We start from the raw sequence: 11,609 nt of genomic DNA, 5'->3' as shown, positions 1-11,609 counted from the left end.
GTTCGATCACCCACCCGCGAGGACAGTTTGTCTAAAGGTATCGCTCTATCGGTTTCAGCCTCGGTGCTGTTTGCCGTCATGTATTACTACACCTCGTTGCTCACGCCGTTGAGCGGCGTGGAAATTTTCGGCTGGCGGATGCTGCTGACGGTGCCGTGCATGACCGTGTTCATGCTGGTGTCGGGCGAATGGCGGCGGGTGCTGGAGCTGGTCCGACTGATGACCGCGAAGCCGAAGCTGATCGGCGGCCTGCTCGTCTCCTCTGCCCTGCTCGGCGTGCAACTGTGGCTGTTCATGTGGGCGCCGCTCAACGGCTACAGCCTCGACGTATCGCTGGGCTACTTCCTGCTGCCGCTGGCGATGGTTTTGACCGGGCGGATTGCCTACGGCGAGAGCCTGTCATATCTGCAAAAAATCGCGGTGTTCTTCGCCTCCCTCGGTGTGTTGAACGAGCTGTACCAGGTCGGCGGATTTTCCTGGGCAACACTGGTGGTCGTGGTCGGTTATCCGCTGTACTTCGTACTGCGCAAATACCTGAAAACCGACAACCTCGGCGGCCTGTGGGTCGACATGACTCTGATGCTGCCGGTGGCGTACTGGTTTGTGCAGGGTGGCGAGCAAGGTTTGGGCGTGTTCGATCAGTACCCGGGGCTGATGTGGTTGATCCCGCTGCTCGGCTTGATCAGTGCTTCGGCCTTGGTGGTGTACATTATTGCCAGCCGATTGCTGCCATTCAGTCTGTTTGGCTTGTTGAGTTATGTTGAGCCGGTGCTGCTGCTCGGTGTGGCGTTGCTGCTCGGTGAGAGCATCAAGTCCGGTGAATGGCTGACGTACATCCCGATCTGGCTGGCGGTTGTGGTGCTGATCTTCGAAGGCTTTAAACACCTGATGCGCCAACGCCGCCCTTAAGCTCGCTCCCACAGGTTTTGTATGAAGCAAAAAAATCCCGGCTCTGCATCGCTGCAGGCCGGGATTTTTTTATTTCAGCGGCGGATTACTCGGTAGCCAGTACACCACGACGCACCTGGTCACGTTCGATCGATTCGAACAGCGCCTTGAAGTTGCCTTCGCCGAAACCATCATCGCCTTTGCGCTGGATGAATTCGAAGAACACCGGCCCCATCAGGGTTTCCGAGAAGATCTGCAGCAGCAGACGCTTGTCGCCCTGCTCCGAAGCACCGTCAAGCAGAATGCCGCGCGATTGCAGCTGATCCACCGGCTCGCCGTGGTTCGGCAGACGACCTTCAAGCATTTCGTAGTAAGTATCCGGCGGCGCGGTCATGAAGCGCATGCCGATTTTCTTCAACTGATCCCAGGTCTTGATCAGGTCGTCGGTGAGGAAAGCCACGTGCTGGATGCCCTCGCCGTTGAACTGCATCAGGAACTCTTCGATCTGGCCCGCGCCTTTGGACGACTCTTCGTTCAGCGGGATGCGGATCATGCCGTCCGGTGCAGTCATCGCCTTCGAGGTCAGGCCGGTGTATTCGCCTTTGATGTCGAAGTAACGAATTTCGCGGAAGTTGAACAGTTTCTCGTAGAAATTCGCCCAGTAGGCCATGCGACCGCGATACACGTTGTGCGTCAGGTGGTCGATGATCTTCAGGCCGGCACCGACCGGGTTGCGATCAACGCCTTCGATAAACACGAAGTCGATGTCGTAGATCGAGCTGCCTTCGCCGAAACGGTCGATCAGGTAAAGCGGTGCGCCGCCAATGCCTTTGATCGCCGGCAGGTTCAGCTCCATCGGGCCGGTTTCGATGTGGATCGGCTGAGCGCCAAGTTCCAGTGCGCGGTTGTAGGCTTTCTGCGAATCCTTGACGCGGAACGCCATGCCGCACACGGACGGACCGTGCTCGGCGGCGAAGTACGACGCGACGCTGTTCGGTTCGTTGTTGAGGATCAGATTGATCGCGCCCTGACGATAAAGGTGCACGTTCTTGGAGCGGTGGGTGGCGACTTTGGTGAAGCCCATGATCTCGAAGATCGGCTCCAGAGTGCCCGGCACCGGCGATGCGAGCTCGATGAATTCAAAGCCCATCAGGCCCATTGGGTTTTCGTATAAATCTGCCATGGTGACGCCTCATCATTTCTTATCAATTAACCAGGGTTATTTGTCAGTCATGCGAGGTCGGTGGGTGGCGCACAGGAGATGCCACGCACACTGCGGGCGAGGAAGTCACCGTAGATCAGTTGAAACCCGAATATCTTCATTGTCGACCCAAGGCTCTTGCGGGCGAGGCTTCTGCTGCCAGAAGACGATTATTATTGTATGCGTAACCCGATTCTACACAGCGTAAATAGGCTTGTCTGCCCTCCCTATAAAATCCGCTTTTTTGCGCCCGGTGCAAGGGGTTTGTTGCACAGGTAAATGCCCCCGAGGATCAGCGCACCACCCAGGTACATGGCTGGCGTCAGTTGCTCGTCCAGCAGCAGTGCGCCAAGGATGACCGCCGTTAACGGGTTCAAAGCGATAAACACGCCGCTGCGCGTCGCGCCGATTTTACGAATGCCATCGTAGTAGCCGATGTAGGCCAGCGCCGAGCCGAGGACGCCGAGGTACAGCAGGCTCAGCCATTGCGCCACGCCCAGATTATTCAGCGCCCCCCAGCTCAGCTCGCCGCGCACGGCCGCCAGAACCCACAACATCAGCGTGCCGAGCAGGATCGAGTAAGTCACGGTCTGCACCGGCCCCAGCGTTTGATTCAGCTCACGGGAAAACAACGAATAAACGCCCCAGCCCAGCACGCAGCCGAGAATCAGCAGATCACCGATCCAGGCATCAGGTGTGGCCGCCATTAATTGCGGATTACGACTGACGATCACCAGCCCGGCGCCGCCAATACAGGTCGCGATACCGGCGACTTTCATCCGGCCCAAACGCTCTTTGAACAACCACCACGAGGCGAGACCGATTACTGCGGGGTTCAACGCGACAATCAACGAAGCCCGCGAGGCGTTGATGTACTGCAAGCCGTAAAAAAAGCACAGGTTGTAGAAGAAAATCCCGAAGAACCCCAAGAGCATCAGTTGCAGCCACTGCAGTGGGGTCGGCCGTACCAAGGGAATCCGCATCATCCACAAGAAGCCGAGCAATGCCGCACTCGCCAGCAAAAAGCGCAGGCTGGCGGCGAACATCGGGCTCAGGCTGCCAGCCAGGAAACGCCCGGCGACAAAGGTCCCGCCCCAGATCATGGTGACCGCAGCGAGTGTCAGATAAACCGGGATGTCGGACGATGTTGTGTGCAGCTGCTCGACGTTACGCATGACGCTCCAGACCAAAGAACTTGAGGAATGCCGTATCATTCCCCTCATTCTTCATCATCGTAAAATGAGCAAATACTCATGACCCTCACACAACTGGAGGTCTTCTCGCTGGTCGCCGAACTGCGCGGTTTCACCCTCGCCGCGCACCGGTTGGGGATTTCGCAATCGGCGGTGTCCCATGCGATGAAGTCGCTGGAGCAGGAACTGGGTGTTGAACTGCTGCGTCGGTATCAATCGTCCGTGGAGCTCAGTGACATCGGCGAGCAACTGTTGCTGCGCGCCCGCGCCATGCTCGGTCTGGCCAACACCTTGCGTCAGGAAGCCGCCGATGCTCGCGGTATGAAAAGCGGGACCTTGCGCATCGGCTCGTTCGGCCCGACTTCGTCGATCAAGCTGTTGCCCGCTATTCTGCGGCGCTACCGAGAGGCGCATCCGGGCATCGAAGTGCATATTGACGAAGGACCGGACAGGCAAGTGACTCAATGGCTGGAAGAACGGCGAATCGACATCGGTTTCGTGGTGCTACCCGACGAGCGCTTCGACACGTTTGCCTTGATCGAAGACCAGATGATCGCCCTGCTCCCTGTGGGCCATCCCTTGGCAGCGCGGTCAGCGTTGAACCTCAAGGATTTGTGCGACAGCCCGTTCGTGCTCACCGAGGCCGGCTCTTCGGAACTGGTTTCGCGGTTGTTCACGGCTGCGCGCTTGCAACCGAACATCCGCTATCGCTGCTCGCAACTGCTCAGCACCCTCGACACGGTCAGCCGTGGCGATGCCATCACGATTGTCGCCGAAGGGTCATTGCCAGACGACGCATCACCTCGTTACGTGAAGAAACCATTGCTGCCCGCCGTGCTGCGCCAGGTTGGACTTGCCGTTCTCGATCAGCGCCAGGCGTCCCCCGCCACCCTGGCATTTATCGAATTGGCGGCGCGGATGAATCATTGATGTGCGGCGCAAGCGCCTGCGGCCATCTATCCTCCGTTCTGGCTGATGTGTTTTTCAGCGGCGCGCCGTTATCCGGCCTGCATTCGAGAGCCCCACTCCACCGCGACAGGATGCGCCCATGCCGTTGACCGTCAGGCCCCGCCGCAAACGCAGCACCCGCATCGTTTTGACACTGCTCAGCGGCTTGCTTCCAGTACTGCTGGGCAGCGCCATTCTTTACATGCAGGCCGAACGCACGCTGGAGCAAGGTTCACAGCAGACCGCCGAAGAGGCGTTGCGCCAATTCGAGTTGATGCTCGACAACACCGCCCAGGCCGCCCGTGAATTGCTGCCATTGGCCGGCCAGACCTGCGAAAACGTCAAACTCGCCTTGCGCGAGCAAGTGACCCGCCGCCCGTTCGTGCGCTCGACCAATCTGGTGTGGGACGACAACCTCTATTGCAGCTCGTTGTTTGGCGACTATAAAGAAGCCGTCAACGCAGGCGACTACAACCAGGGCAAGTTGTGGCTGATGAACGGCAACCCGGTGACACCCAACACGGCACTGCTGGTCTATCGGCTCAGCGAAGGTCGCGGCGGCGCTTTGACGACGCTGGACGGTTACCATCTGAGCAACATGTTGCGTCTGATCGGCCGGCACATGCTGCTGGTGCTGCAAGTAGGCGACAACTGGCTGTCGGCCGACGGCAAAGTACACACTGGCGCCCTGCCCGCGTTGCCGATCGCACAAAACACCCTGGACTCTTCACGCTACGCGTTCAGCGTTTCTGCGGGTTTTCCCGAGGGCGAAACCTGGCGCTACATGGCCGATGAATATCCGCCGCTGTTCAGTCTGTTGATCTTTTTTGGCGTGGTGTCGGGTGCTATCGGCCATGTCTTGCAGAAGCGCTCCACTTCACCGAGCCACGAGATGCTCAGGGCGCTCGAGGCTGGCGAGTTTATTCCCTATTTCCAGCCCGTGGTGCATGGCGACAGCAAGGCATGGTCGGGGGCAGAAGTGTTGATGCGCTGGACTCACCCGAAAGAAGGCCTGGTACGTCCGGATCTGTTTATTCCATTCGCCGAACATTCAGGGTTGATCGTGCCGATGACCCGCGCCCTGATGCAACAGACCGCCGCGCTGCTGGGGCCGCTGTCAGCAACGTTTACCCCGCCGTTTCATATCGGCATCAATATCACCGCCAGCCATTGCAAAGACCTGGAGCTGGTGGAGGACTGTCGAACGTTTCTCGCCGCGTTCGCACCCGACAGCATCAACCTGGTGCTGGAGCTGACCGAGCGTGAATTGATCGAGCCCACCGACATCACCCGGCAACTGTTCGAGCAACTGCATGCATTGGGCGTGAAGATCGCGATTGACGACTTCGGCACCGGCCACTCGAGCCTCGGCTACTTGCGCAAATTCAATGTGGACTTCCTCAAGATCGATCAGAGTTTTGTCGCCATGATCGGCATCGATGCGTTGTCCCGACACATTCTCGACACCATTATCGAACTGTCGGCCAAGCTTGATTTGGGTATTGTTGCCGAAGGTGTCGAAACTCAGGCGCAAGCCGATTATCTGACCGCGCATCGCGTCAACTTTCTGCAAGGCTACCTGTTCGGCAAACCGATGCCGGCCGCGGAGTTCATCAGCGCATTAACTCACCATTAACTAAGCCGGATTAAGACGAGCGTACCGATCAGGCGCACCAAATTGATACAAAAGACCGCTGTTGTTACATGAAGACAACATCAGGATTTACTCTTGGCGCATTAACTACTACAATTTTTTCAACCTGAGCAAAATTGGCAGGTGAGCCATTTATCACCGAGTCGCTTCAAGGCTCTTGGCTTATAGCTTTGTTTGCGGTTGGTATCAGCCAAACACACTATTGGAGTAAAGATATTGTCCAGACTCGCTGAATTTCGTGCAGCTGAAAAGGCCCTTCAGGAACAGCTCAAGCAGCTGGAATCGCTGAAGAACGATGCCGGGCTCAAGAAAGAAATCGAATTCGAAGAAAAGCTCCAGGGGCTGATGAAACACTACGGCAAAGGCCTGAAAGACATCATCGCCATTCTCGATCCGAATCCGGCCAAATCCGGTCTGCAGACTTCTGCAGCACCCAAGACCCGCCGCGCTCGTGTGGTCAAGGTTTATCACAACCCGCACACCGGTGAACTGATCGAAACCAAGGGCGGCAACCACCGTGGCCTGAAAGCCTGGAAAGAACAATACGGTGCAGCCACCGTTGATTCCTGGTTGCGCGGTTAATCCCACGCCAATAAAAAAGCCCTGCATGATGCAGGGCTTTTTTATTGACAATATCTAACAAATGAAATGAATTTCATCTAACAATTTTCGACCTTTCTGTAACGTGGCTGAGTCAGAGAGCTAAACATTTTGCTGCGCAATGTTGCGAGCGAGGCCAACGTTAAACTTTGTGCTTAATCCCTTCAGGTATCTAACCGGCGCTGCGAAGAGTACAGAGACTTAAAGTTTCAAGCTGTTTCTCACCGCCACTATCTCGTCTGCGCTAGCCTTATAAACCTCGGCCTGTCCGGCATAGGAAAGAACATAAGCCTTGTCCGCCTCGACCGCTGCCACCAAGGTTTGCGACAACACATGACGCCCGTTTTCGGTGATCGTGCAAGTGGTTTCCAATGCCGGCAAAGAACCCAGCGTGGCCGGATGCACTTTGTTGCAGACACTTTGGTAGCCGCCCTGGAAGAAGTCCTTCTGTATCGATTTTCGCATTTCCAGCAGCACACCCTGCAAATTGACCTGATGCCCCTCTTCAACCTGAGTCATGGTCAACTCCATCACCATCACCTGATTGCCATCGGCGTCGTTCTTGACCGCGCGCTGACGGGAAACCTGCGGAGCCGATTGAGGCAGCACCTCGATTTCCCAGCCAGTTGGCCAGGTAATGCTCGGCTCATCCGCTGACACGCAGACCGCCACACACGACAACGCAGAAAACACAAACAGGGATTTGAACAGTCGGATCATTGCCGGACGCACTCGCAGATTGAGCGGTAAAGTCTGAGGCTCGCCCGCACGCAGGGCAAGTCTGCCCTTTCATTTGGCGATGCTGGCAGGCATGCGTATCATGGCGCCCATCACTCGCCCATAGTTATTGGAGGGCCCATGAGCCTGCACGAACTCAACACTTTCCCCGGCGTCACCGCCACGCCAGACAGCGCAACCCGAAACTTCGTTTTCAACCACACCATGTTGCGTGTCAAAGACATCACCAAGTCGCTGGACTTCTACACCCGCGTGCTGGGTTTTTCGCTGGTTGAGAAGCGCGATTTCCCGGAAGCGGAATTCAGCCTGTATTTCCTTGCGCTGGTCGACAAGGCACAGATCCCGGCCGATGCCGCTGCGCGTAACGAGTGGATGAAGTCGATTCCTGGCATTCTGGAACTGACGCACAACCACGGCACGGAGAACGACGCAGATTTCGCCTATCACAACGGCAACACCGATCCGCGTGGTTTTGGCCACATCTGCATCTCGGTGCCGGACATCGTTGCCGCTTGCGCGCGTTTTGAAGAACTGGGCTGCGACTTCCAGAAGCGCCTGACCGATGGCCGTATGAAAAGCCTGGCGTTCATCAAGGACCCGGATGGTTACTGGGTCGAGATCATTCAGCCCGCGCCACTGTAAAAGCTGAAAAGCCCCTCACCCTAACCCTCTCCCAAAGGGAGAGGGGACTGATTGGGGGATATTGGAGATTTACGCCGACTTGAGCGATTGGTATTGAATCCATAATCGACGCGTTTTTTCCTGTTCGGTCACCGACTTGAACAATTGGCGTTGAATCCATAATCGACTCGGTCATTCAGGTCGACGGATAGCGCCAGACGCCTCGGTCGGCTCCCTCTCCCTCGGGAGAGGGCTGGGGTGAGGGGCAGCTTTTCACGCGCAATAAAAAACCCATGATCGCTCATGGGTTTTTTCATTTCAGGCCTGACGCTTAAGCCGGAGCCGACGTGCGGATCAAGTGATCAAAAGCACTCAGCGAAGCCTTCGCGCCCTCGCCCACCGCAATCACGATCTGCTTGTACGGCACGGTCGTCACGTCGCCGGCAGCGAAGATACCCGCAACCGAAGTCTCGCCGCGGTTATCGACGATGATCTCGCCCCGTGGCGACAGCTCGATGGTGCCCTTCAGCCAGTCAGTGTTCGGCAGCAAACCGATCTGCACAAAAATGCCTTCCAGCTCGACAGTGCGCAGTTCGTCAGTGTTGCGATCCTTGTAGCGCAGCCCGTTGACCTTCTCGCCATTACCGGTGACTTCCGTGGTTTGTGCACTGGTGATCACGGTGACGTTCGGCAGGCTGTGCAGCTTGCGCTGTAAGACGGCGTCGGCGCGCAGTTGTACGTCGAACTCCAGCAGCGTTACGTGCGACACGATACCGGCCAGGTCGATGGCCGCTTCAACGCCGGAGTTACCGCCGCCGATCACCGCAACACGCTTGCCTTTGAACAGTGGACCGTCGCAGTGGGGGCAGTACGCCACGCCCTTGTTGCGGTATTCCTGCTCGCCCGGCACGTTCATTTCACGCCACCGCGCACCGGTCGCCAGGATCACGCTCTTGGCTTTGAGGGTTGCGCCGCTGGCGAAGCGGACTTCGTGCAGCTCGCCGTTTTTGCCCGGGATCAGCTTATCGGCGCGCTGCAGGTTCATGATGTCGACGTCGTACTGTTTGACGTGCTCTTCCAGCGCCGTGGCCAGTTTCGGCCCTTCGGTTTCCTGTACGGAAATGAAGTTCTCGATGGCCATGGTGTCGAGCACCTGACCGCCAAAGCGCTCGGCCGCAACACCAGTGCGAATGCCTTTACGTGCAGCGTAAATCGCTGCCGACGCACCGGCCGGGCCACCGCCGACAACCAGCACGTCGAAGGCTTCTTTAGCGCTGATTTTCTCGGCCTGACGTTCGATGGCGCCGGTATCGAGTTTGGCGAGAATTTCTTCCAGGCCCATGCGGCCCTGGCCAAAGTTTTCGCCGTTCAAGTAGATGCTCGGCACGGCCATGATCTTGCGATCGTTGACTTCGTCCTGGAACAACGCACCGTCGATAGCGACGTGGCGGATGTTCGGATTGAGCACGGCCATCAGGTTCAGCGCCTGGACCACGTCCGGGCAGTTCTGGCAGGACAGCGAGAAGTACGTCTCGAAGCTGAACTCGCCTTTCAGCGCGCGGATCTGTTCGATCACTTCAACGCTGGCTTTCGATGGGTGGCCGCCGACTTGCAGCAAGGCCAGCACCAGCGAAGTAAATTCGTGGCCCATCGGGATGCCGGCGAAACGCAGACTGATGTCAGCACCCGGGCGGTTGATCGAGAACGATGGCTTGCGCGCATCGTCACCGCTGTCGATCAAAGTAATTTGGCTCGAAAGACTGGCAACGTCTTTCAGCAGTTCCAGCATTTCACGGGATTTCGCACCGTCGTCGAGGGAGGCAACGATCTCGATCGGCTGGGTGACCCGTTCCAGGTACGATTTCAACTGGGCTTTAAGATTGGCGTCCAACATACGGGCGATTTCCTTTATTTGAGGCGAAAAAAGCCCGAGCGAATCTCGCCCGGGCATTTTTATGGGGCGTTGCAGCTAACTTAAGTAGGTGCGGAGATCCGCCCCGAGTTGCGTGTCACAGACTTAGATCTTGCCGACCAGGTCCAGGGACGGCGCCAGAGTGGCCTCGCCTTCTTTCCACTTGGCTGGGCAAACTTCGCCTGGGTGAGCAGCAACGTACTGAGCGGCCTTGATCTTGCGCAGCAGCTCGGAAGCGTCACGGCCAACGCCGCCATCGTTCAGTTCAACGATTTTGATCTGGCCTTCAGGGTTGATCACGAAGGTGCCACGGTCAGCCAGGCCAGCTTCTTCGATCAGCACGTCGAAGTTGCGGGAGATGGCGTGGGTCGGGTCGCCGATCATGGTGTATTCGATTTTGCCGATGGCTGGCGAAGTGTTGTGCCAAGCAGCGTGGGCAAAGTGGGTGTCGGTGGAAACGCTGTAGATCTCTACGCCGAGTTTCTGGAAAGCAGCGTAGTTGTCAGCCAGGTCTTCCAGCTCGGTTGGGCAAACGAAGGTGAAGTCGGCTGGGTAGAAGAACACGACCGACCACTTGCCTTTCAGGTCAGCGTCCGAGACTTGAACGAAGTCGCCGTTTTTGAACGCGGTAGCTTTGAACGGTTTTACTTGGCTGTTGATGATAGGCATTGATGACTCTCCGTCAGGGGTTATGAAGTTGATGGGTGAATCCTACCCACTCACTCGACGGATGGCTCATTGGCAAACCTGATGCTGCTGATTTGTTTTCGCTATTAGCTGACTGTATTAATAGAAGAAAACGATCTCTACGACATAGCCGGTTTATCCGTAATCCGAGCCATCCCCTGGAATGGGCTGGCTTCAACATAGCGCATCGCGGACTTCATATCTTTCCAGCCGACATAACTCATCAACGATTTAAGATCCCAGCCACTTTGATGCGCCCAGGTGGCAAAGCCACGACGCAGGGAATGGCTGGTGTAGTTTTCAGCGGCGATCCCGGCGCGCTGCAATGCCTGACGCAGCAGAGGAATGATGCTGTTGGCATGCAGCCCCTCCTCGTTCAGATTGCCCCAGCGGTCGATGCTGCGAAAAACCGGGCCACGCACCAGCGCCGCTTCGGTGATCCAGTTGATGTAGGCCTGCACCGGGCAGAGCTTGAGCAGCGCCGGGGCTTGATAGGTCTGGCCAAGATTTTCCCGATCACCCTTGCTGCGTGGCAAATACAAGGTGATGCCTTTCCCTGCGTGTGCCTGCACGTGTTCGATTTGCAAGCGACACAATTCATCACTGCGGAAGCCACGCCAGAATCCCAGCAGGATCAAGGCTCGATCACGGTAAGCCTTGAGCAGTAACGGGCGATCCTGCTGCTCTTTTGCGGTTTGCGCTTCTTGTTCCAGCCAGTCGATGACGCGCTGCAAATCCTGCAACTGCAACGGCTCAGCCTGTTTCTCCTGCGCCGGGTGCAACGCGCGAATGCCTTTGAAGACCTTACGCACCACTGGCGCCTTGGTCGGATCGGCGAACCCTTGGCTGTTGTGCCACTGCGCCAGAGCCGACAGCCGCAGCTTCAACGTATTGATCGACAACTCCTCAGCGTGCGCCACCAGATAACGCGCAACGCTATCAGCCGTCGCCGGCAGAAACCCGCCCCACTTCACTTCGAAATGCTCGATGGCCGCGCGGTAGCTGCGGCGCGTGTTGTCGCGGGTGGCGGCTTGCAGATAGCGATCCAGATCGCTCATGGGCTGTTTTCTCGCTGGCGTACTGATTCAAGGATGCAGATGAGCATTTTGCCGCCTGACACTGGGTAATACCAGTATATCCCGCGTCTTTATTATCAAAGGTTTATCT

11 protein-coding genes are annotated in these 11,609 nt (G+C 57.2%); 5 read left to right on the top strand and 6 right to left on the bottom strand.

Going from position 1 to position 11,609, the window contains the following annotated elements; genetic code table 11:
* Positions 1 to 27 precede the first annotated feature (27 nt).
* Positions 28 to 909 (top strand): EamA family transporter RarD, encoded by an 882-nt coding sequence (gene rarD, locus ACZZ0G_RS25245; protein ID WP_463557962.1) that lies wholly within the window; start codon positions 28 to 30, stop codon positions 907 to 909.
* 85 nt (positions 910 to 994) lie between these two features.
* On the opposite strand, the gene hppD is transcribed toward rarD, so the two are convergent.
* Entirely contained in the window at positions 995 to 2,071 is a 1,077-nt protein-coding gene (hppD, locus tag ACZZ0G_RS25240) for a 4-hydroxyphenylpyruvate dioxygenase (RefSeq protein WP_007912211.1), read from the bottom strand.
* Between the two features lie 245 nt (positions 2,072 to 2,316).
* Positions 2,317 to 3,264 carry a DMT family transporter gene (locus tag ACZZ0G_RS25235; protein WP_463557961.1) on the bottom strand — a complete coding sequence of 316 codons (948 nt, stop codon included), beginning with the start codon at positions 3,262 to 3,264 and terminating at the stop codon, positions 2,317 to 2,319.
* Between the two features lie 78 nt (positions 3,265 to 3,342).
* Between ACZZ0G_RS25235 and ACZZ0G_RS25230 the strand changes: the two genes are divergently transcribed.
* The 3 genes from ACZZ0G_RS25230 to ACZZ0G_RS25220 all read left to right on the top strand — a co-directional run bounded on the left by ACZZ0G_RS25230 (position 3,343) and on the right by ACZZ0G_RS25220 (position 6,466).
* Positions 3,343 to 4,212, top strand: a complete 870-nt coding sequence (locus ACZZ0G_RS25230; protein WP_463557960.1) for a LysR family transcriptional regulator — start codon at positions 3,343 to 3,345, stop codon at positions 4,210 to 4,212.
* Positions 4,213 to 4,330: 118 nt separating this feature from the next.
* Complete coding sequence (locus tag ACZZ0G_RS25225; RefSeq protein WP_463557959.1) at positions 4,331 to 5,866, top strand: EAL domain-containing protein; 1,536 nt, start codon at positions 4,331 to 4,333, stop codon at positions 5,864 to 5,866.
* Between the two features lie 234 nt (positions 5,867 to 6,100).
* Positions 6,101 to 6,466 carry a histone-like nucleoid-structuring protein, MvaT/MvaU family gene (locus ACZZ0G_RS25220; protein WP_077573093.1) on the top strand — a complete coding sequence of 122 codons (366 nt, stop codon included), beginning with the start codon at positions 6,101 to 6,103 and terminating at the stop codon, positions 6,464 to 6,466.
* A 219-nt stretch (positions 6,467 to 6,685) separates the two neighbouring features.
* Here the strand turns inward: ACZZ0G_RS25220 and ACZZ0G_RS25215 are convergent, their stop codons facing one another.
* Positions 6,686 to 7,204, bottom strand: coding sequence for a DUF4946 domain-containing protein (locus tag ACZZ0G_RS25215; RefSeq protein ID WP_463557958.1), 519 nt, complete (start codon positions 7,202 to 7,204; stop codon positions 6,686 to 6,688).
* Between the two features lie 138 nt (positions 7,205 to 7,342).
* Here ACZZ0G_RS25215 and gloA point away from each other — a divergent pair, with 138 nt between their 5' ends.
* Positions 7,343 to 7,864 carry a lactoylglutathione lyase gene (gloA, locus tag ACZZ0G_RS25210; RefSeq protein WP_463557956.1) on the top strand — a complete coding sequence of 174 codons (522 nt, stop codon included), beginning with the start codon at positions 7,343 to 7,345 and terminating at the stop codon, positions 7,862 to 7,864.
* Positions 7,865 to 8,174: 310 nt separating this feature from the next.
* Here the strand turns inward: gloA and ahpF are convergent, their stop codons facing one another.
* The 3 genes from ahpF to ACZZ0G_RS25195 all read right to left on the bottom strand — a co-directional run bounded on the left by ahpF (position 8,175) and on the right by ACZZ0G_RS25195 (position 11,500).
* Positions 8,175 to 9,737 carry an alkyl hydroperoxide reductase subunit F gene (gene ahpF / locus ACZZ0G_RS25205; RefSeq protein ID WP_463557955.1) on the bottom strand — a complete coding sequence of 521 codons (1,563 nt, stop codon included), beginning with the start codon at positions 9,735 to 9,737 and terminating at the stop codon, positions 8,175 to 8,177.
* Between the two features lie 123 nt (positions 9,738 to 9,860).
* Positions 9,861 to 10,424, bottom strand: coding sequence for an alkyl hydroperoxide reductase subunit C (gene ahpC, locus ACZZ0G_RS25200; RefSeq protein ID WP_034154256.1), 564 nt, complete (start codon positions 10,422 to 10,424; stop codon positions 9,861 to 9,863).
* Positions 10,425 to 10,561: 137 nt separating this feature from the next.
* Positions 10,562 to 11,500, bottom strand: coding sequence for a site-specific integrase (locus ACZZ0G_RS25195; RefSeq protein WP_463557954.1), 939 nt, complete (start codon positions 11,498 to 11,500; stop codon positions 10,562 to 10,564).
* Positions 11,501 to 11,609: the final 109 nt, after the last annotated feature.

The organism is Pseudomonas sp. AC169, from assembly GCF_979258515.1.
This window is presented reverse-complemented; position numbering and strand designations above follow the sequence as displayed.

Bases quoted from the DNA above. Each gene is read 5' to 3' on its own strand.
- ahpF (WP_463557955.1), bottom strand. From the start codon at position 9,737: ATGTTGGACGCCAATCTTAAAGCCCAGTTGAAATCGTACCTGGAACGG.
- ACZZ0G_RS25235 (WP_463557961.1), bottom strand. From the start codon at position 3,264: ATGCGTAACGTCGAGCAGCTGCACACAACATCGTCCGACATCCCGGTT.
- ahpC (WP_034154256.1), bottom strand. From the start codon at position 10,424: ATGCCTATCATCAACAGCCAAGTAAAACCGTTCAAAGCTACCGCGTTC.
- ACZZ0G_RS25215 (WP_463557958.1), bottom strand. From the start codon at position 7,204: ATGATCCGACTGTTCAAATCCCTGTTTGTGTTTTCTGCGTTGTCGTGT.
- hppD (WP_007912211.1), bottom strand. From the start codon at position 2,071: ATGGCAGATTTATACGAAAACCCAATGGGCCTGATGGGCTTTGAATTC.
- ACZZ0G_RS25195 (WP_463557954.1), bottom strand. From the start codon at position 11,500: ATGAGCGATCTGGATCGCTATCTGCAAGCCGCCACCCGCGACAACACG.
- ACZZ0G_RS25225 (WP_463557959.1), top strand. From the start codon at position 4,331: ATGCCGTTGACCGTCAGGCCCCGCCGCAAACGCAGCACCCGCATCGTT.
- gloA (WP_463557956.1), top strand. From the start codon at position 7,343: ATGAGCCTGCACGAACTCAACACTTTCCCCGGCGTCACCGCCACGCCA.
- ACZZ0G_RS25230 (WP_463557960.1), top strand. From the start codon at position 3,343: ATGACCCTCACACAACTGGAGGTCTTCTCGCTGGTCGCCGAACTGCGC.